This is a genomic window from Limnothrix redekei LRLZ20PSL1 (genome assembly GCF_043235035.1).
Taxonomy (GTDB): Bacteria; Cyanobacteriota; Cyanobacteriia; order CACIAM-69d; family CACIAM-69d; genus CACIAM-69d.
In genome coordinates this window covers 50920-73330 of the sequence record NZ_JAZAQF010000057.1, presented here as the reverse complement: position 1 = coordinate 73330, position 22411 = coordinate 50920, and the positions used below count along the sequence as shown (strand labels likewise).

General features: G+C 56.9%; 10 protein-coding genes. All 10 read left to right on the top strand.

Annotation, left to right across the window (positions count from 1 at the left end; translation table 11 throughout):
- Nucleotides 1-98 precede the first annotated feature (98 nt).
- The 10 genes from rpoB to VPK24_RS09210 all read left to right on the top strand — a co-directional run bounded on the left by rpoB (nt 99) and on the right by VPK24_RS09210 (nt 22383).
- A complete protein-coding gene (gene rpoB, locus VPK24_RS09255) occupies nt 99-3398 on the top strand; it encodes a DNA-directed RNA polymerase subunit beta (RefSeq protein ID WP_393012375.1) in 3300 nt (1099 codons plus the stop codon).
- A gap of 99 nt (nt 3399-3497) precedes the next feature.
- Complete coding sequence (locus VPK24_RS09250) at nt 3498-5576, top strand: DNA-directed RNA polymerase subunit gamma (RefSeq protein WP_190355606.1); 2079 nt, start codon at nt 3498-3500, stop codon at nt 5574-5576.
- Between the two features lie 95 nt (nt 5577-5671).
- Nucleotides 5672-9691 carry a DNA-directed RNA polymerase subunit beta' gene (locus VPK24_RS09245; protein WP_393012373.1) on the top strand — a complete coding sequence of 1340 codons (4020 nt, stop codon included), beginning with the start codon at nt 5672-5674 and terminating at the stop codon, nt 9689-9691.
- Nucleotides 9692-9877: 186 nt separating this feature from the next.
- Complete coding sequence (gene gcvT / locus VPK24_RS09240; protein WP_393012371.1) at nt 9878-11008, top strand: glycine cleavage system aminomethyltransferase GcvT; 1131 nt, start codon at nt 9878-9880, stop codon at nt 11006-11008.
- Between the two features lie 114 nt (nt 11009-11122).
- A complete protein-coding gene (locus tag VPK24_RS09235; RefSeq protein ID WP_393012369.1) occupies nt 11123-12844 on the top strand; it encodes an Rqc2 family fibronectin-binding protein in 1722 nt (573 codons plus the stop codon).
- A gap of 119 nt (nt 12845-12963) precedes the next feature.
- Complete coding sequence (locus tag VPK24_RS09230) at nt 12964-13980, top strand: hypothetical protein (RefSeq protein ID WP_393012367.1); 1017 nt, start codon at nt 12964-12966, stop codon at nt 13978-13980.
- Between the two features lie 231 nt (nt 13981-14211).
- Nucleotides 14212-14643, top strand: coding sequence for a universal stress protein (locus VPK24_RS09225; RefSeq protein WP_099531907.1), 432 nt, complete (start codon nt 14212-14214; stop codon nt 14641-14643).
- Between the two features lie 128 nt (nt 14644-14771).
- Nucleotides 14772-17153, top strand: a complete 2382-nt coding sequence (pcrA, locus tag VPK24_RS09220) for a DNA helicase PcrA (protein WP_393012365.1) — start codon at nt 14772-14774, stop codon at nt 17151-17153.
- Between the two features lie 216 nt (nt 17154-17369).
- Nucleotides 17370-18257 (top strand): 4-hydroxy-tetrahydrodipicolinate synthase, encoded by an 888-nt coding sequence (gene dapA / locus VPK24_RS09215; protein WP_393012363.1) that lies wholly within the window; start codon nt 17370-17372, stop codon nt 18255-18257.
- A 1873-nt stretch (nt 18258-20130) separates the two neighbouring features.
- Complete coding sequence (locus VPK24_RS09210; RefSeq protein WP_393012361.1) at nt 20131-22383, top strand: ribonuclease J; 2253 nt, start codon at nt 20131-20133, stop codon at nt 22381-22383.
- The last annotated feature ends 28 nt before the right edge of the window (nt 22384-22411 follow it).

Sequence of the window (22411 nt, the reverse complement as noted above, 5' to 3'; positions counted from 1 at the left end):
CTTGCCAAGCCCGGTCACCGTTGTTTTGCTGCTGTTTTGCTGCCCGCGTTCCATCTGCCAACGGGTTTGCACTTGGCATCACCGCCCCCAGGAGACGCATGACCGACAAACTCGCGACCACGACCCCTTCGTTTCTGCTGCCCGACCTGATTGAAATTCAGCGGGCCAGCTTCCGTTGGTTCCTCGAAGAAGGCCTGATCGAAGAACTCGACAGTTTCTCCCCCATAACGGACTATACCGGCAAGTTGGAGCTGCACTTCATCGGCAAAAACTACAAGCTGAAGCGACCCAAGTATGACGTTGATGAAGCCAAGCGGCGGGATGCCACCTATTCGGTGCAAATGTATGTGCCGACCCGGTTGATCAACAAAGAAACCGGCGAAATCAAGGAGCAAGAAGTCTTCATTGGCGATCTGCCCCTGATGACGGAACGGGGAACCTTCATCATCAACGGCGCGGAACGGGTGATCGTGAACCAAATCGTTCGTAGCCCCGGCGTTTACTACAAGTTTGAAATTGACAAAAGCGGTCGCCGCACCTACTCCGCCAGCTTGATTCCCAACCGGGGTGCTTGGCTGAAGTTTGAGACTGACAAAAACGACATGGTTTGGGTGCGGATCGACAAGACCCGCAAACTGTCGGCCCAAGTGCTACTAAAGGCCCTGGGTTGGACGACGGCGGAAATCCTCGATGGGCTGCGTCACCCGGAATACTTCCAACGGACGATCGAAAAAGAAGGCGACTTCTCCGAAGAAGAAGCGCTGATGGAGCTGTACCGCAAGCTGCGACCGGGCGAACCGCCGACGGTTTCGGGTGGTCAGCAACTGTTGGATTCACGCTTCTTTGATCCCAAGCGCTACGACCTGGGCAAGGTGGGCCGCTACAAGATCAACCGCAAGCTGCACCTGAATATTCCTGACACGGTGCGCGTGTTGACCCCGCAGGATATTCTGTCGGCGATCGACTACCTGATCAACCTGGAATTTGACCTGGGCAGCACCGACGACATCGACCACCTGGGCAACCGCCGGGTGCGTTCCGTGGGTGAACTGCTGCAAAACCAAGTGCGCGTGGGCCTTAACCGCCTGGAGCGGATCATTCGCGAACGGATGACCGTATCTGATGCGGATTCCCTAACGCCCGCTTCTTTGGTCAACCCGAAACCCCTGGTGGCGGCGATTAAGGAGTTCTTCGGCTCCAGCCAACTGTCCCAGTTCATGGATCAGACTAATCCTCTGGCGGAGTTGACCCACAAGCGTCGTCTGAGTGCCTTGGGCCCCGGCGGTCTGACCCGGGAGCGGGCGGGCTTCGCGGTGCGGGACATTCACCCCAGCCATCATGGCCGAATCTGCCCGATCGAAACGCCGGAAGGCCCCAACGCGGGTCTGATCGGCTCCTTGGCGACCCATGCCCGCGTTAATCCCTACGGCTTCATTACCACCCCGGTGTTCCCGGTGGAAAATGGCCGCGTCCGGCTCGATCGCTCGCCGATCTACATGACCGCCGACGAAGAGGACGATGTGCGCGTAGCTCCTGGGGATGTGCCCATGGACGAAAACGGCTACATCCTCGGGGAATCGGTGCCCGTGCGCTACCGCCAGGAATTCACCACCACCACCCCCGACCAGGTGGACTACATCGCCGTGTCCCCGGTACAGATCATCTCGGTAGCCACGTCCCTGATTCCGTTCCTGGAGCATGACGACGCAAACCGGGCCCTGATGGGATCGAACATGCAACGGCAAGCCGTGCCCCTGCTGCGGCCCGAACGGCCCCTCGTAGGTACTGGATTGGAAGCCCAGGCCGCCCGCGACTCGGGGATGGTGATCGTCTCCCGCACTGCCGGAGAAGTGGTCTACGTGTCCGCCAAAGAAATCCGCGTCAAGGATCCAGACGGCAACATCCTGGAATACGAGCTGCAAAAGTACCAGCGATCGAACCAGGATACCTGCCTCAACCAGCGGCCCTTGGTCTACAGCGGCGAGCGTGTGGTGGCTGGGCAGGTGCTGGCCGACGGCTCCTCCACTGAAGGCGGCGAATTGGCCCTGGGGCAAAACGTCACCGTCGTTTACATGCCCTGGGAAGGCTACAACTACGAAGACGCAATCCTGATCAGTGAGCGCCTAGTGGCCGAGGATGTTTATACCTCGATCCACGTTGAAAAATTCGAGATTGAAGCCCGCCAAACCAAACTCGGCCCCGAAGAAATCACCCGCGAAATTCCCAACGTTGGGGAAGATGCCCTGCGGCAACTGGACGAGCACGGCATCATCCGGATCGGCGCTTGGGTGGAATCCGGTGACATCCTGGTCGGGAAAGTCACGCCCAAGGGTGAATCGGATCAACCGCCGGAAGAAAAACTGTTGCGAGCGATCTTCGGTGAAAAAGCCCGGGACGTGCGCGATAACTCCCTGCGCGTGCCCAACGGTGAAAAGGGTCGTGTTGTCGATGTGCGGGTATTTACCCGAGAACAGGGCGACGAGCTGCCCCCCGGCGCGAACATGGTCGTGCGCGTTTACGTGGCCCAAAAGCGGAAAATCCAAGTGGGCGACAAAATGGCCGGTCGCCACGGCAATAAGGGGATCATCTCCAAGATCCTGCCCGTGGAAGATATGCCCTTCTTGCCCGACGGTAGCCCGGTAGATGTGGTGCTGAATCCGCTGGGAGTGCCTTCCCGGATGAACGTCGGTCAGGTGTTTGAGTGCTTGCTGGGTTGGGCCGGTGAGCAGTTGGGGATGCGTTTCAAGGTCACGCCCTTTGACGAAATGTACGGGGCAGAAGCCTCCCGCTTGGCGGTGCATGGCAAGTTGCAGGAAGCCCGCGACGAAACCGGTAAGGACTGGCTGTTTGAGCCGACGAATCCCGGAAAAATCACGGTCTACGATGGCCGGACAGGGGAACCGTTCGATCGCCCCGTCACCGTCGGCAAGGGCTACATGCTGAAGCTAGTCCACTTGGTTGATGACAAGATCCACGCCCGCAGCACCGGCCCCTACTCCCTCGTGACCCAGCAACCCCTCGGCGGTAAGGCCCAGCAGGGTGGCCAGCGGTTTGGGGAAATGGAAGTGTGGGCCCTGGAAGCCTTCGGGGCCGCCTACATCCTGCAAGAGCTGTTGACGGTCAAGTCCGACGATATGCAGGGGCGCAACGAAGCGCTGAACGCCATAGTGAAGGGCAAGGCGATCCCACGGCCGGGTACACCGGAATCCTTCAAGGTGCTGATGCGCGAGCTGCAATCCCTCTGTTTGGACATCGCCGTCCACAAGAGCGAAATCCAAGACGACGGCACCAGCCGCGATGTGGAGGTAGATCTGATGATCGATATCCCCGGTGTCCGCCGCGCGCCCACCCGTCCCACTTACGAAGTGTTCGCCCGCGAAGGGTTTGACGACGAGTAAGGTGTGAGTTCTGCGGATCGATCGCCCCCTTAATGTCCTGTCTGGGGCGATCGATCCATTCCCGTTTGCCTGCTGATTGCCCACCGTCACCGAACAACCATGTCGAAACTCAAGCAGCGCTTTGACTACGTAAAGATCGGCATCGCCTCGCCCGAGCGGATTCGCCAATGGGGCGAGCGTACCTTGCCCAACGGTCAAATCGTCGGTGAAGTGACCAAGCCCGAAACGATCAACTACCGCACCCTGAAGCCCGAAATGGACGGGCTATTCTGCGAGCGGATTTTTGGACCCGCCAAGGATTGGGAATGCCACTGTGGCAAATACAAGCGGGTGCGCCACCGCGGTATTGTCTGCGAACGTTGCGGTGTGGAAGTGACCGAATCGCGGGTGCGTCGTCACCGAATGGGCTTCATCAAACTGGCGGCCCCCGTCACCCACGTTTGGTATCTGAAGGGGATCCCCAGCTACATGGCAATCCTGTTGGATATGCCCCTGCGCGATGTGGAGCAGGTGGTGTACTTCAACTCCTACGTGGTGCTCGATCCGGGTAATGCGGCAGATCTCAGCTACAAACAACTGCTGAGCGAAGAGCAGTGGATTGAAATCGAAGATCGCCTCTACGCCGATGATTCGGATCTCGAAGGCGTGGAAGTGGGCATTGGGGCTGAAGCGATTCAGCGCCTGTTGCAGGATATTCCCCTGGAGCAGGAAGCCGAGCGCTTGCGGGAAGAAATCGCCACGGCCAAGGGGCAAAAGCGGGCCAAGCTGATCAAACGCCTGCGGGTGATTGACAACTTTGTGGCCACCGGGGCGAAGGCCGAGTGGATGGTGCTGGATGTGATTCCGGTGATTCCGCCCGACCTGCGACCGATGGTGCAGTTGGATGGGGGGCGGTTTGCCACCTCGGATTTGAACGATCTCTATCGTCGGGTGATTAACCGCAATAACCGGTTGGCTCGCTTGCAAGAGATCCTGGCTCCGGAAATCATTGTCCGCAACGAAAAGCGGATGTTGCAGGAAGCTGTCGATGCGCTGATTGATAACGGTCGGCGGGGTCGGACAGTGGTGGGAGCCAACAACCGCCCGCTGAAGTCCCTGTCGGACATCATTGAAGGGAAACAGGGCCGCTTCCGCCAAAACCTACTGGGTAAACGGGTGGACTACTCCGGCCGTTCCGTAATTGTGGTCGGGCCGAATCTGAAGATTCACCAATGCGGTCTACCTCGGGAAATGGCGATCGAGCTGTTCCAGCCCTTCGTGATCCACCGGTTGATCAAGCAAGGCTTGGTCAACAACATCAAGGCCGCCAAGAAGATGATCCAGCGCAACGACCCTGCTGTGTGGGATGTGCTGGAAGAGGTGATTGACGGCCACCCGGTGATGCTGAACCGCGCTCCGACCCTGCACCGATTGGGGATTCAGGCCTTTGAGCCGATCTTGGTGGATGGGCGTGCCATTCAGTTGCACCCGCTGGTTTGTCCGGCCTTTAACGCGGACTTTGACGGTGACCAAATGGCGGTACACGTGCCCTTGTCCCTGGAAGCCCAGGCGGAAGCGCGCCTGCTGATGCTGGCTTCTAACAATGTGCTGTCACCGGCAACGGGTCGCCCGATTATTACCCCTAGCCAAGACATGGTGTTGGGCTGCTACTACCTAACGGCCGAAAACCCGAACCAGAAGGCCGATGTGCTGCGCTACTTTGCCAACCTGGATGATGCGACGATCGCCTACGATCGGGGCAAGGTGGGCCTCCATACCTATGTTTGGGTGCAGTACAACGGCCCCGTGGAGCATGACGAGGGTGTTGGGGAGCAGTGGGTGATGGTGGGTGAAGACACCATCGATGTGTCCCTGAATGGTGAAACCCCCGTGATTAACAACGGCCATGTGGTGGTGGAAGGCACGGCTTTGGCGGCCGGTGTGAGTGCGCCCGCCACGGGGCAAGTGATTCGGATTACGCCGGAGCAGGTGACGATTCGCGTGGCCCAGCCGGCCGAGTCGGTGACGATTCCCGCAGGCAGCACCGCCACCACCATCACCCTGGGCAAAAAGACCCGCCGCCCCCTCAGCCTTCGGCGCGAGTGCGATGGTGAACTGCTGGCCCAATACATCCGCACCACGCCGGGTCGCATTTTGCTGAACCAAACGATTCAACAGGCTGTCCTCAGCATCGGCTAATCCAGCCTGCGCGATCGCCCCGTTGGCCCTGGCCCCGATCGGGGCGATCGCTTTTCCCTGCTTGGCCCCATCACCGCAACAAGATCGAACCGATCATGGCTGACCAACCGACCCAACCCATCTTTTACAACCGCGTGATCCGTAAGGGTCAACTGCGGAACCTGATTGCCTGGGCCTTTACCCACTACGGAACGGCCCGCACCTCCCAGCTTGCCGATGCCCTGAAGGATCTAGGCTTTAAATTCGCCACCCGTGCCGGGGTCTCGATTAGTGTCGATGACCTGCAAATTCCGCCGATTAAGCGCCAACTGCTGGAAGCCGCCGAAGAGGAAATCCGCCGCACGGAAACCAAATATGTGCGCGGGGAAATTACGGAAGTGGAGCGCTTCCAAAAGGTAATCGACACCTGGAACGGCACCAGCGAAAACCTGAAAGATGAGGTGGTGCGCAACTTTGAATCCAACGATCCCCTGAACTCCGTCTACATGATGGCCTTCTCCGGGGCACGGGGGAACCTGTCCCAGGTGCGCCAGTTGGTGGGGATGCGCGGCTTGATGGCGAACCCCCAAGGGGAAATCATCGACTTGCCGATTAAAACCAACTTCCGCGAAGGGCTGACCGTTACCGAGTACATCATTTCCTCCTACGGGGCACGCAAGGGGCTGGTGGACACGGCATTGCGCACGGCGGACTCCGGTTACCTAACGCGCCGGTTGGTGGACGTGTCTCAGGACACGATTATTCGGGAAACCGATTGCGGCACGGAACGGGGGATTCCGGTTCGGGCCATGACCGACGATGAAAAAATCCTAATTCCGATTAGCTCCCGACTGTTGGGTCGGGTGGTGGCGGTGGATGTGGTTCATCCGCAAACCGGCGAGGTGCTGGCGGCCCGCAACCAAGACATTTCCGATGAGCTGGCCAAGGAAATCGAAGCGGCGGGCGTGGAAGAGGTGATCGTGCGATCGCCCCTGACCTGTGAAGCGGCCCGATCGGTCTGCCAAAAGTGCTATGGCTGGAGCTTGGCCCACGGCAGCATGGTGGACATGGGTGAAGCGGTGGGGATTATCGCGGCCCAGTCGATCGGGGAACCCGGGACGCAGCTCACCATGCGTACCTTCCACACGGGGGGGGTCTTCACCGGAGAAGTGGCCGGTCAGATTCGTGCGCCCTTTGATGGGGTGGTCAAATATCCCAAGAACCTGCGGGCCCGCTCCTTCCGCACCCGCCACGGGGAAGATGCCCTGTTGCTGGAAGCGCCCACCAAACTCACCGTGGAAGCCGGTGGCAAAAAGGAAACCTTCGAAGCCAGCCAAGGCTCGATCCTGATTGCCCGCAGCGGTGAAGAAGTGAAGCTGGGTCAAATGCTGGTGGAGGTGCAGGCCCAAGGGCGCACCACCCGGAAATCCACCGAAAAAGCCACCAAGGACGTGCCTTCGGACATGGCCGGTGAGGTGCTGTTCGATGGAGTCTATCCCGAAGAGAAAAAAGACCGCCAAGGCAACACCACCCGAATTGCTCAGCGGAGTGGGCTGATTTGGGTGCTGTCTGGGGAAGTCTACAACCTGCCGCCGGGGGCTGAACCCACGGTCAAAAATGGCAGTGTGGTAGAGGCCAACAGCATCCTGGCGGAAACCCGCCTGGTGACGGAGCATGGCGGGGTGGTGCGCCTCCCGATCGAGGTGGCCGAAGCCGACGGCAAGGCCGGCAGCCGAGAAATTGAAATTATCACCGCCTCGGTGTTGCTGAACGAAGCTCGGATCCGCACCGAAAGCGCCCAAGGTCGTGATCACTACCTGATTGAGACCGATCGGGGACAACTCTTCTCCCTGATTGCCACCCCCGGCACCAAGGTGTTGCACAACCAAGTGGTGGCCGAGCTGATTGACGACCACTACCGCACCAGCACCGGCGGGATTCTGCGCTACTCCGGCGTGGAAGTGGCCAAAAAGGCCAAGGGCAAACAGGGCTATGAAGTGCTCCAAGGGGGCACGCTGCTTTGGATTCCCGAAGAAACCCACGAAATCAACAAGGACATCTCCCTGTTGATGGTGGAAGACGGCCAGTATGTGGAAGCGGGCACTGAGATCGTCAAGGACATCTTCTGCCAGAGTGCCGGGATCGTGGAAGTGATCCAAAAGAACGACATTCTGCGGGAAATTTCGATCAAGCCCGGCGATCTGCGGATGGTCGATGATCCGGACTTGGTGGCCACCGTCGATGGGCAAATCATCACCCCCGGTCAAGACATTATTCCGGGGCTGCCGGCCGAAGAGCTGGTTTGCGTGGAATATGTGGAAACGCCGGAAGGGTCGGGCCTGTTGCTGCGGCCGGTGATTGAGTTCACCGTGCCCGATGAGCCGGCCGTGCCGAGCCAAGATTCCGCCGAAGAAGCCGGGCGATCGATCAAACTGCGGGCCGTTCAGCGGATTCCGTTCAAGGACGGTGAGCGGGTTAAGTCCGTGGAAGGGATTGACCTGCTGCGCACCCAACTGATCCTGGAAATGGATAAGGGCACGCCGCAGTTGGCCGCCGATATTGAACTGGTGGATGATCCAACGGACGAAGACATCAAGCGCCTGCAACTGGTGATTTTGGAATCTCTGGTGGTGCGGCGAGATGTGTCGGCAGATCCGACCCAGGGCAGCACCCACACGCGCCTGCTGGTGAAGGATGGCGATCGGGTGGATCCGGGAGCCGTGGTGGCCCGCACCGAAATCCAAGCTAAAGACGGCGGGGAAGTGCGCGGCATTCGCGGCGACGGGGAAAGCCTGCGGCGTTTGCTGATCATGCGCCCCACCGACCAGGTGACCGTGGCGACCCAGGAAACCCCGACCGTCAAAGTGGATGACTTGGTGGTGGCGGGCAAGAGCGAAATTGCGCCCGGCCAGGTCAGCGCCGAATCGGGCCAAGTGCTGTCGATCGGGGAAGATCACGTGGTGTTGCGGGTGGCACGCCCCTACCGTGTGTCCTCCCAAGCCGTGTTGCACATTGACGATGGCGACCTAGTTCAGCGGGGTGACAATCTGGTGTTGTTGGTGTTTGAGCGCACCAAAACCGGAGACATCATCCAAGGTTTGCCCCGGATTGAGGAACTGCTGGAAGCCCGGAAGCCCAAGGAAGCTTGCGTGTTGGCCCGTCGTCCCGGTACGGCCCAAGTGGTCTATGGGGAAGATGACACGGTGGAAGTCAAGATCATCGAGAACGATGGCACCTTGGCGGAATACCCGATTCGGGCCGGTCAAAACGTGCAGGTGGTTGATGGTCAAACGACGAACGTGGCGGAACCGCTGACCGATGGCCCGGCTAATCCCCACGAAACCCTGGAAATCTTCTTCAACTACTACGCGGAGTTGATGTCGCCCTACGAAGCGGCCCTCGATAGCTTGCAGCGGGTGCAAAAATTCCTGGTGGATGAAGTGCAGTCCGTGTACCAGTCCCAGGGGATTGAAATCTCCGACAAGCACATTGAAGTGATTGTGCGGCAGATGACCTCCAAGGTGCGGATCGATGACGGTGGTGATACGACGATGCTGCCGGGTGAGTTGGTGGAACTGCAACAGGTGGAGCGGGTGAATGAAGCCATGTCGATTACCGGCGCGGCTCCGGCCCTTTACACGCCCGTGCTGTTGGGGATCACCAAGGCTTCGCTGAACACGGACAGTTTCATTTCGGCGGCCAGTTTCCAAGAAACCACGCGGGTGCTGACGGAGGCGGCGATCGAGGGCAAATCCGACTGGCTGCGTGGCCTGAAGGAAAACGTGATCATCGGTCGTCTGATTCCGGCGGGTACGGGCTTCAATGCCTACGAAGAAGGCCTGGTGGATGAAATTAGCCCCTACGAAACCACGGGCTACACCCTGACCGATCCGCTCTATGGCGACGATGGGGAGCTGGCCGATGTGGTGCTGGACGATCGCACGGCGCGGGCCTATGAGCTGGAAGGGACGATCGACCTGGGCGCTGAGGCAGCCTACGGTCTGAGCCGTAACCCGGCGATCATCGATGATGAGGACATCGGCGGCAGCTACGGCAGCCGCTACACCAGCAGCGGCGATGAGGAAGAGGAAGAGAGCTACACTGACGGCGGCGAAGATTTCGACGACGAAGACTAGGTGCTCAACCCTGTGACCCGATCGCCCGGCTCGATCGGGTAGTGGGTGATGGGGGCAACGCCTAACCTCAGCCCCTTGATGCAGCCCCTTGATGCATCCTGATTAAGCGTTATTCCGAGGAGCGATCCAGATCATTGAGATCATGGGATCGCTCCTTTTTGATGGCGGCGTGAGCAACCCGGCATAATGGAAAAGGCCCCAATTTCTACCCTTGAGGACAATCCCTTGAGCGCGATCGAGCTACGCCGTACCCCCTTGTTTGCCGCCTGTGTTGAGTTGGGCGCAAAAATGACCGGTTTTGGCGGTTGGGAAATGCCAGTGCAGTTTGCTGGCCTGATGGAAGAGCACCGAACCGTGCGATCGGGCGTGGGCTGTTTTGATATTTCTCACATGGGCAAGCTGGAACTGCAAGGCCCCTGGCAAACGGCCTTGGGGCAGTTAGTGCCCAGCGATCTCAGCCCGCTCCAGTCGGGGCAAGGGAAATATACGGTGCTGCTGAACGAACAGGGCGGCATTGTGGATGACTTGATTGTCTATAGCGAAGGGGACGATCTCGCCACGGTGATTATTAATGCCGCCACCACCGCTAAGGATCTGGCTTGGTTGGCGGCTCACTTGGATCCGGCGGTGACGGTCATCGATCGATCGCCCGAGCAAATCTTGATTGCGGTGCAGGGCCCAACTGCCGCCGCCACCTTGCAACCCTGGATCACGGCGGATTTGGGACAACTCAAGTTCTATCGATCGATTCGCACACACCTGGGAACGGATGCCGTTTTCATGGCCCGCACCGGCTACACGGGCGAAGATGGTTTTGAAATCATGCTGGATCTGGAGGCGGGGCAACGGCTTTGGCAGCGGTTAATTGCAGCGGGCGTGGCTCCTTGTGGGCTGGGATCCCGCGATACCCTGCGCTTGGAGGCGGCCATGGCCCTCTATGGTCAGGACATCACCGAGGAAACCACGCCCTTTGAAGGCAGCTTAGATTGGCTGGTGCATCTCGATCGCAAGGGAGACTTTCTGGGGCGGGCGGCCCTGGAGGCTCAACAGGCGGCCGGCATTCCCCGCCGCCTGGTGGGGTTGAGCTTGCCCGATCGCCACATTGCCCGCCATGATTACCCGGTGTTGCACCAGGGAGAGACGGTGGGCATTGTCACCAGCGGGACATTTTCACCCACCCTCAACCGCCCGATCGCCTTGGCCTACGTGCCCACGGCCCTGGCGGAAGTGGGGCAAGCCTTGGAGGTGCAAATTCGGAATAAATTCATCACCGCTGAGGTGGTCAATCGTCCCTTCTACCGCCGCCCCAAATCCTAGTGGTTTGCAGATTGGCCTGATTGGCCTGATCGCCCCGATCGCCCCGATCGCCCCGATCGCCCTGACCCGCTGCCTGATCCGTTGCCTGATCCGTTGCCCGCCCGAGAGTGTCCCATGCAACCCGTTGATTACACCACCCTGATAGCGAGCTTGTGGGAACTGCGGCGCGACTGGTTACCGGCCCGCTTGGAACAGGTTTTTCAGCGCGATCGCTTCACGGTCTACCTTTGCCTGCGAACGATCGATCGGCGCGGTTGGTTGGGCATTTCCTGGCATCCCCAGGCGGCGCGGCTCTGCGTTGGGGCCGCGCCGCCCAAGGAACCGGACACCTTTACCTTTAGCCAACAGTTGTTGCATCAACTGAAAGGCTTGGCCCTGGTGTCTTTTGCGGAGGTGGCCCCTTGGGAGCGGGTGGTGGATTTGCAATTTGCCCGACGGCCGGGCGATCCGCCCCTGTGGCATCTGTATGTGGAAATTATGGGCAAGTACAGCAATGCCATTTTGACCACGGCGGACGGCACGATCGTCACCGCAGCCCACCAAGTGAGCGCCCAGCAGTCACGGGTGCGGCCGATCCAAACGGGCGATCGCTACAGTGCGCCGCCCAAACTGACGGAGGCCACACCGCAACCAACCGAATCCTTTGACCGCTGGTGGGAGCGGGTTTCCCTGATTCCTGGCCCCATCAGTCGCCAACTGCTGAAAACCTATCGTGGCCTCAGCTCGCCATTGGTCAAAAGCCTGCTAACCGCGGCCGAAATTGACCCCCAGCAGCCGGTGGAAACCTTGGAACTGGCAGGTCAGCGGCGGCTGTTTGAGGTTTGGCAAGGCTGGCTGAAACGGCTGGAAATGGGAGACTTTGTGCCCGGTTGGACGGAAGCGGGCTACGACGTGCTGGGGTGGCAGGAACAGCGATCGGCCCCATCGGTGCAAGACCTGCTCGATCGCTACTATGGCGATCGGCTCGATCGGGAAGCCTTCCAGCGGCTTTGGCAACAATTGCGGCAAAAGGTGAGCAACCTCGCCAGCAAGCTGCGCAAAAAAGTTGAAGAATTTACCGATCGCCTGGCCCAATCTGCCGAAGCCGACCAGTTTCGATCGCGGGCTGACCTGTTGATGGCCCATTTGCACCATTGGGAACCGGGGCTGGATCGAATCAGCCTGCCGGACTTCGAGACCGGCGCACCCGTGACCATCGCTCTGGATCCGGCGAAAACCGGTGTCCAAAACGCCCAACAGCTCTACAAAAAATATCAAAAGCTCGATCGCTCCCGCAGCGCGATCGAACCGCTACTGCTCGCCGCCCGCAGCGAATTAGCCTACCTGGAAGAGGTGGAAGAAAGCCTCAGTGAATTTGAGGACTACGGCGGCCCCGAAGATCTGAGCGCCCTCGAAGAAATTCGTGATGAACTGGTGCAGGAAGGTTATTTGGAGGATCCGGGCTATCGCCGGGCCTTGCCTGACCCCGGTGAAGGGTTCCGCAAATTCACCACTCCCAGCGGCTATGAAGTCTGGATTGGCCGCAACAATGCTCAGAACGATCGACTCTCGTTCCGGTTGGCCACGGCCTATGACTTGTGGTTCCATGCCCAGGAAATTCCCGGCAGCCACGTGCTGTTGCGGATGCCAGCGGGATCCCAGCCCGATCGCGCCGATTTGCAATTCACCGCCGACCTGGCCGCTCGCTACAGCCGGGCCCGGCAAGCAGAACAGGTTCCCGTGATTTACACGGAACCCCGGCATCTGTACAAACCCAAAGGCGCTAAACCGGGGCTAGTGATTTACAAGCATGAGCGGGTGATTTGGGGACAACCACAGCGATCGCTGGCGGTCTAAGGATCTGGGCGGACTGAGCCTGATCGTTTGGCGGAAGACCCTGCCCAACCCCAGGGGCCAGACGGGGCGATCGTCCCCTGCTTCTGTTGGTTGCCCGCTGTCCAAGCAATCATCAATTTATGAATCTCTTGACCAATCACTGCGCACTATCGGCTTGGAGCCAGCGGGGCCGCCGCTTTGCTCTCCCGATCGTTCTGTTTTGGGGCCTGTGGAGTTCCGGGCCGGCCCAGGCGATCGGGATGCGAAGCGTGATCGCCCCGCGCCACCCCAGGGTCACCGCGTTTCCCCGCGCTCCCGTGACTGATCGGCTGGGCCCCTTGAGCCAAGCGCCTAACGAATTCCCCTTCATTGGCCGGCGCTCCTTCAACTTTTTGGGAGGCAGCGGCACGGGGCAATCAATCACGATCGAGCCAGATGGCACCACCACCGTTGAGCGCCACGGCACGGCCAACAGCGCCATTGAGTATCGCGGCCGCTTTTCCAATCCCCTTTGGCTGAATGATCAACAGGGTCTTCTGATTGAAGGATCCCAAATCTATCAGGTTGGCCCCGATGGCCAGCGGCCCCAGAATTGCGATCGGGGGGCGGCTCCCTGTCGTGCAGAACTGTGGGAACTCACCTCGGAACCCCCCGGCCCAGCCGATTGGCCAGCGTCTCAGTCAGGGGAGCCTTTGGAGGATGTGGAAGATGCGCGATTCAGTCGCCAGCCCTTTAATCGATCGCACTTTCAACAGGTGCAAGCGCTGAATCGGGCCTGTGGGTTTTATGACGTGACTTCCCCCTGTTCGGTGCGGATCTATCCCTTTAACAATCTGTCTCTGATGGCGCGGCGGGACGGCACGGAATCCGTGGGCTACAGCCTGTCGTTTTATCGGCCCATTTCCCAAGCGGCTGCCTTAGCCTATGTCAGAATTCTGAACGATCATCAATCTTTCCGCCCGATCGAAACCCAGCGCCTTGCCGATCGCCTGGTGTACTATGGCTGTCCCTACGACGCGGGAGCGGAGCAACTAGCCCCCCTTTGTTCGGTGGAGCTGTTTTATGCAACCCCTTCGGGGTTTGATCGCTCGATCGAGCGATCGCCCAGCGGGGATCCCCTGATCAGCGGGCTGCGTTTTATCCAAAGCAGTCCCTAGGGTGGGGGATGGGTTTTGGTTGATCAGTTTCCACCACCCTGTTCTGAATCAACCGGTGATGAACCCCCGGTGATGAACCCCGGAACTGGCATCTCTCGGAGCGCAGCGTTTTCAGGCCACCGCTCAACCGCAAGTGCTTACAATGTTAAGTCTGGTGGGGGCTGGAGCCAGATTCCAGAATTGGCGGTGTATGCTGCCTTTATCCGCAAAATCGTTAGCTAACTTGGTGCAGTGTTGAAATCAGTTTTGGTGGCCCTGGATCGATCGGCATTATCCGAGTCAGAAATTGCCATGCTGCGATCGCTCAATTTGAACGATCAGTGCAAAGTAATTTTGGTGCATGTGATTCCGCCCACCAGCACCGATCTAGATCAGCCGCTCGATCGCCCCCAAGGCACTGCACCGGATTTGTATCGCGAAATTGAAACCCAACTGGCGGCCTACCAAAAGCGCCTACCCTGCCCCAGCACCATTGAGATCATCAGTGGCGAACCCGCTGCGGAAATTGTCCGCTTGGCCAATATCCATCGCACCGACTTAATCATCATTGGCAGCCGGGGCCTCAGCGGCATCGATCGAATTTTGCAAGGTTCCGTCAGCAGCGACGTGCTGGAACAAGCGCCCTGTTCCGTGTTGGTGGTGAAGGCCAAAACTGCCGCTTGAGTTGTGCCCGATCGCCCTGAAACTGTCCAGCCCGATCGCCCCTTTTGAGTTGTGTTTGTGCTTGGGGTTGCCGGTTTTGGGTGTTGCCCGTTTTCAGTTTTCCATCGCCTATCCTCGTTTTTTCCCGCATGTCTGCGTTTCTTGCCCAACTGAATCCCGCCCAGCGCCGCGCCGTTGAACATTACCAGGGGCCCCTATTGGTGGTGGCGGGGGCTGGGTCGGGCAAAACCCGCGCCCTCACCTTCCGCATTGCCCATTTAATTCAACACCACCGCGTGGATCCGGATCAGATTTTGGCCGTGACCTTCACCAACAAGGCCGCGCGGGAAATGAAAGAGCGGATTGAAACCCTCTTTGCTCAACAGGAGTCGCGATCGCGCTTTGGCAAACCCTTTGACCTGCTGCGGCCCGAGGAACAAACGCGCCTGAAATCCCAGGTTTATAAAGACACCATCAAGCACCTATGGATCGGGACTTTTCACGCCCTCTGTGCTCGAATTTTGCGGTTTGATCTGGAAAAATTTCAGCATCCCAAAGGCTATCGCTGGACAAAAAATTTCACGATTTTTGATGAATCTGATGTCCAAAGCCTGATTAAGCAAATTGTGACAAAAGACCTGAATCTCGACGATAAAAAATTCCAGCCGAGACAGGTACGCTTTGCCATTAGCAATGCCAAAAATCAGGGACTGTCGCCGGAAGAGGTGGAGCGCAATGATCCCACTTTTCGCGGTCGAACAATCGCCACGGTTTATGATCGCTACCAAGCGGCTTTGGCGGCGAACAATGCTTTAGATTTTGATGATTTGATTGGGTTGCCCGTGCAGCTTTTTCAGCAAAATGAATCGGTTTTGGGCTACTGGCACAGCCGATTTCGCCACATTCTCGTGGATGAATATCAGGATACCAACCGCACCCAATACGACTTGATTCGGCTGTTGGTGACCAATGGGGAATCTTCCGAAAGCTTTGACCAATGGAACCATCGATCGATCTTTGTGGTGGGCGATGCGGATCAGTCCATTTATTCGTTTCGGGCGGCGGACTTCACGATTTTGCTAGATTTTCAGGATGATTTTGGCGATCGACTGCCCGATGACGACACGCGGACGATGGTGAAGCTGGAGGAAAACTATCGATCGCGCGAAAACATCTTGCAGGTGGCCAACGAACTCATTGAACACAACACAGAACGCATTGATAAAGTATTGCGGCCCACGCGCGGGGCCGGTGACCCGATCGCGGTCTATGAATCCGACCACGAAATGGATGAAGCGGAGTATGTGGTTCAGAAAATTCGCAAGCTGGAGCAACAAAATCCCGAATTAAATTGGGGCAGCTTTGCCATTTTGTATCGCACCAATGCCCAATCTCGTCCCTTTGAAGATGTGCTGCTGCGGTTGGCAATTCCTTACACCATGGTGGGGGGATTACGGTTCTATGACCGCAAGGAAATTAAGGACACGTTGGCTTATTTGCGCCTGCTCACCAATCCCAACGATAGTATTAGCCTGAAGCGGGTGATTAATGTGCCCAAGCGCGGGGTAGGCAAGACAACGCTCGATCGCCTAGAGAATGCGGCCGATCAGTTGGGCGTGCCGCTCTGGGAAATTTTGAGCGATGAAACTTCGGTGAAAACCTTGGCCGGACGGACGGCTAAGCCCTTATTGGAGTTTGTGCAAATGATTCAGACCTGGCAAGCCCAGGTGGATCAGCAACCCGCCGCCACAATTTTGGATGGCATTCTTCAGGGATCGGGCTATGTGCGGGAATTGCAAGCGGAGGGCACGGACGAAGCGAGCGATCGCCTGGCGAATTTGGCGGAATTGGCCAACGCCATGACCCAATATGCGGAAGACACCAGCGACGGCTCCTTGACGAACTTTCTGGAAAATGCGGCGCTGGCTTCGGATTTGGATGATTTGAAGGAGGGCAAAAACGCCGTTTCCCTGATGACGCTTCATGCGGCCAAGGGGCTGGAATTTCCGGTGGTGTTTTTGGTGGGGCTGGAACAGGGCTTGTTTCCCAATTTCCGTTCCATGGATGATCCCCGATCGCTCGAAGAAGAACGCCGCCTTTGCTATGTGGGCATTACCCGCGCCCAGGAGCAACTGTTCTTAACCCATGCTCAGGAGCGGCGGCTGTGGGGAGGAATGCGTGAGCCTTCGGTTCCCTCGGTGTTTTTGGGCGAGCTGCCGCCGGAGCACCTGATTACTGAGGGGCGGAGCAATCGCCGATCGGGGCCGGCGGCCTTGGGATCAGCGACGGGATCAGCCAATCGGCGATCGGCCGCGGCCCGCCCCACCCCCAAACCCAATCCGCGCCCGACCAAAACCACGCCGCCCCAAGCCTGGGAAGTGGGCGATCGGGTGATTCACGACACCTTTGGCGAAGGAAAGGTGATGCATGTGTTTGAAACCGGGCGCAAAGTCACCATTTCGGTGCGGTTTCCCGGCTTGGGTCAAAAAATCTTTGATCCCAACCTGGCTCCTCTCCAGCGCTTGGATTAGGCCACTGCCCGATCGCGAGTGTCGAAGTTTTTCTGATGCGATCGACCCAGAGAGAAATCCCCGAAAAATGGCGAAAACCGGTTGATTCACCCTTCAGAAAACTCGCTGGAACCCCCGCAAGCGCCTGATCGCCCATTGGGCCGTGCGCGATCGCCCAAATCGGCTAAGATGGCATCAACTAAACGTAACGTCGCTCTAACTTAAGGACAATACTGGGTGATTGACTTCGGACGAGTCATGACCGCGATGATCGTGCCGTTTGCCCAAGATGGCAGCGTTAACTACACGATCGTCGAGCAACTGACGCGCAATCTCGTGGCGCACGGAACCGACACACTGGTGGTGTGCGGCACGACCGGTGAATCGCCAACCTTAACCTGGGACGAAGAATACGAACTGTTTCGCGTCGTTAAGCAAGCGGCGGGCAGTGCCAAGGTGATGGCCGGCACGGGATCCAACTCAACCCGCGAGGCGATCGCCGCCACCGAAAAGGCCGCTAAGCTCGGTCTGGATGGTTCGTTGCAAGTGGTTCCCTACTACAACAAACCGCCCCAAGAGGGACTCGCCGCCCATTTCCGGGCGATCGCCGCCGCCGTGCCCGAGTTTCCCCTCATGCTGTACAACATTCCGGGACGCACGGGCCAAAACCTGTTGCCGGAAACGGTGGCCCAACTGGCGGAACTGTCGAATATTGTGGCCATCAAAGAAGCCAGCGGTAACCTTGACCAAGTGAGCGCCGTCCGCCGCCTGACTCCGCCCACCTTCAAGATCTATTCCGGAGACGATTCCCTGACCTTGCCGATGTTGTCGGTGGGGGCTTCGGGGGTGGTCAGCGTGGCCAGCCATCTCGTGGGCGATCGGATTCAAAGCATGATTCGCGCCTTTGAAGCGGGCCAGGTCAACGACGCATTGACAGAACATTTGGCTTTGTTACCCTTGTTTAAGGCCTTGTTCTTGACCACGAATCCAGTTCCCGTCAAAGCAGCGCTAGAACTGTTAGGCTGGGAAGTGGGGGAACCGCGCCTGCCGTTGATCCCTTGCCCGGATCCTGTTCGCCAAGCCTTGAAACAGGCAATGGTGGAATTAGGCCTGCTGACACAGTGAACTGGCAACAGTCGCTGGTAACCAACGGGCGATCGATGGGTCATCAGTAAATAACTGATGGACAACTAGATGGACAACTAGATGGGCAATTAGCGGGCGATGAACCAAATATGCGATCGACCCTTTCTCGATCAATCCATGCCAACAGGCGAAGACAGTCCTAGGGCGATCGCGAAGCCCCAACCCTGACCCCAGGGTCAGCGGTAACTGTGCCAACTCCTGAAGGCTAACTCCTGAAGAATTGCCCTAATCAACTTCTAGCATCAAGCAAAATTGCATCAAGCAAAACTTGTTTTTTAGCGATTGCCCATTGCGCTGTTGAACGAAACCCAGTACAACAAGACAAGCTGACCGAAATCCATCAACCCAACTGGCTCATTCCAAGTCTGATTCAAAGCCTTGCTCAAAGGTTGAACTGAATCCTTAAGATAAAGCTTAAGAGTTGAAAATCAAAGTTTGGGTGATAATTTACTGAATAGAAGGTTGCGCAGAAGGCCGAACAAAATACTGAATCAAATACCGCGCAAACTATTGAGTTAGAGATTGAGCAAAACACTAGACAAAAAGTGCTAGGTAGAATATTGATCAACAACTTTCAACCTTACTCAAAATTAGCAACACCAATCAAAAACTTGCAAGTTTCAAGAAAATTGCAAGTTTGTTTCCCCGATGAAATTTTGAGTTGGTTTTGGATTGCTGATCATTGAGTCACGAACTTTTGGAAAAAATAGACCGCCCGATCGCTCAAGTCATCAACTCACCATCATCCTGATCGAATGGCACAAGATTAAGTCATCCAAATTCCAAAACTTGGATTAGACTGAGAGCAAATTGGCACTACCCAGCACTTCAAGACTCGAAGGCGGCTTAAAATTAAAGAACCAGATTCCAGATTAACTAAAAATTTTGACTAAACAGTCTGGTTAAGCAGCTCAATTGAACCGATTTGTGAAACAGTTCCATTAAACAAATCTACTAAGCTGCTCAACTAAAATTTCCCTAAAAATCAACTAAAACCCAATTAACCCATTAAACAAGCCCATTGCTGTTAACCATGTTAAAAAACGCCCGATCGCTCAGGATGACTCAATCATTGTTTTCTCGACAACCGGTAAAACCTTCAAAATTTTCAACGGCTCATCGCGAGCAGGGAGCTGCAAGCTGATCATGAATCCAGAATATCCAACAGTGGCTTGTTTAATAAAAATGGGAGTCTCCGCATTTGATTGCTCTTAGGCCTGTTGAGTGGTTCGATTTTTTGAACAATTTTTTGAACGCTCTAAATAATCCTCATTTGGAATTCTCATTTGAAATTCTCATTTGGAATCCTGATGTTAAGAGCAACCATTGTGTTGAATTTAGGTTGATTGACGGTGGCGAATTGAATCGATCGAATTGAATCGATCGGACGGATCCTCCAACCAATCTTGAAGCAAGTTTTCCCCCCAGATGGTTACCCCTTGATGCAGTTCATGAGTTTGGTGAATGTGTTGAACCTAGAAAATTCGGCACAGCATTCCACAGAATTTTGCACAGCAAATTTGCACAGCAGAATTTTGCGCCGCTTTTCAGAGAGCGTCTTCTTGAAGAATTTTTGAAAAACCTTCAAGAAGTTTCTGCCAGCTTCGGGCCCCAATCCCGACCCAAGTTTCCCGCAGCAGCAACCCACCGCCGATCGCGTGATTCGGCTGGGGACGACGGGTTGATTGAGACAACCAGCTCAATCGTTTAACAGGCTGAGTACCGCCCATCACTAACCATCACGAATCAGGTTTGCTCCTTTCCCGATGAGAGGACATGACGGTACTCCCTAATTCGTTGCTAACAGTCCAGTGACCGATTCCAACGCTAAAAATTAAATTTTTGGAGGCAAATGACTCAAGTTAGAAAGCGAATTCGTCAGCAAGCAGATTCCGAATCTTCCGTGGCTAACGGCGGCGAGCTGGCCAGCGAGTTGGCCCGTGGAATGAACCCCGAAATTTCCGCAACCCCGATCGCTCCTGGAAGCAAAAACGTGGCAGCAACGGACGCGAAAGACAGCTCCCGTGACGATGTTCGGCGCTCTGCTCCTGGTGTAATTCGCAAGCGAAATTCCAACTCCCAAGCCACCCCGAAGAAATCACTGCACGCAGATCATGCTGCGACTTTTGATCAATCGTTTGTTCAATCAACCGATCGTACCTTTTCCCAATCTATCCCTATGAATCAAAACCTCGTGACTGCTTCCCCCAGAACCAACTTTTCGGCTGCTCAACCTTCGACCCAATTCATCAGTAACGGCAAGCCCGGAACGCTGAAAATTATTCCCCTGGGCGGCTTGCACGAAATTGGCAAGAACACCTGCATCTTCGAATATGAAGATGAAATTATGATGTTGGATGCGGGTTTGGCTTTCCCGACGGATGGGATGCATGGTATCCAAATTGTGCTGCCGGATATGACTTATCTGCGGGACAATCGCGAAAAAATTAAGGGCATGATTGTCACCCATGGTCACGAAGACCACATTGGCGGCATTGCCTTTCACCTGAAGCAAATTGATATTCCGGTGATCTACGGGCCGCGGTTGGCGATGGCGCTGCTGTCGGACAAGTTGGAAGAGGCCGGCGTGAGCGATCGCACGGAAATTCGCACCGTGGGCCCGCGTGAATTTGTGCGGGTGGGAACCAAGTTTCTGGTGGAATTTATCCGCAATACCCACTCGATGGCCGATAGCTTTTCGGTGGCGATTCACACGCCGTTGGGTGTGGTGATTCATACGGGTGACTTCAAGTTTGATCACACGCCCGTTGATGGTGAATATTTCGATCTTCAGCGGTTGGCGGAATATGGTGAAAAGGGCGTGTTGTGCCTGATCAGTGATTCAACCAACGCAGAAATTCCTGGCTTCACCCCTTCAGAAAAATCGGTTTATCCGAATTTGGAACGGGCCTTTGCGAAAGCACCGGGTCGCCTGCTGGTGACAACCTTTGCTTCATCGGTGCATCGGGTGAACATGATTTTGGACATTGCCCACAAGCAGGGTCGGGTGGTGTCGGTGCTGGGCCGATCGATGCTGAATACGATCGCCCATGCACGCAATTTGGGCTATGTGAAATGCCCGGATGATCTGTTCGTGCCGATTCATGAGCTGCAAAACTACCCCGATCACAAGGTGGTGATTTTGACTACTGGTTCCCAGGGCGAGCCACTTTCGGCCCTGACGCGAATTTCCAAGGGTGAGCATCGCCAAATCAAAATTCGCAATGGGGATACGGTGGTGCTGTCGGCGAATCCGATTCCCGGCAATACGATCGCGGTGGTGAACACGATCGACCGGCTGATGATGCTGGGGGCGAATGTGGTCTATGGGCGCGACAAGGGCATTCACGTTTCCGGTCACGGCTCCCAGGAAGATCACAAGCTGATGATTAGCCTGACGCGGCCCAAGTTCTTCATGCCGGTGCATGGTGAGCACCGGATGTTGGTGAAGCACGCGGAAATTGCCCAGAGCTTGGGCATTCCGGCGGACAACATGGTGATCATTGAAAATGGCGATGTGGTGGAACTGACCCAAGAGTCGATCAAAATTGGCGATCGGGTTCCTTCGGGGATTGAACTGGTGGATGCGTCTCGATCGGGCGTGGTGAGCGATCGGGCCCTGCGCGAACGGCAACAGTTGGCCAATGAAGGACTGGTGACCATTGCCGCCAGTATCTACAGCACGGGTCAATTGGCCTGTGATCCTCAGGTGCATATGAGCGGTGTGGTCAGCAGCATTGACCCATCCAAGTTGACTGGGGCGATCGGGGCGACCTTGAAAAACTTCCTCAGCAACCGGTTTGAGCGCTTTGTCACCAACCCGGCTCGCCGCAGTGATGACGATATCGATTGGGGCGGCCTGAAGGTGGAACTGGAGCGCGAGTTCCAGCGGCTGTTGCGTCGCGACTTTGTGGGCACGCCTCAAGTGGTCGTGTTGGTGCAGCCGATCGCGGCTCCGATTTCTGTGCGACGCGATCGCCCGGCTCCGGCCGCCCCAACGGGCAACGCTGCTGTGGCCGCTGCCGCCGACTCGATCACCCCTGAGTCTTCTGCCACGCCTTCGGGTCGCCGCCGCCGCCGCACCGCGGCCAGTGTTGCTTCCTAAGGCCAACATCTGAAATCCGCTGATCGAT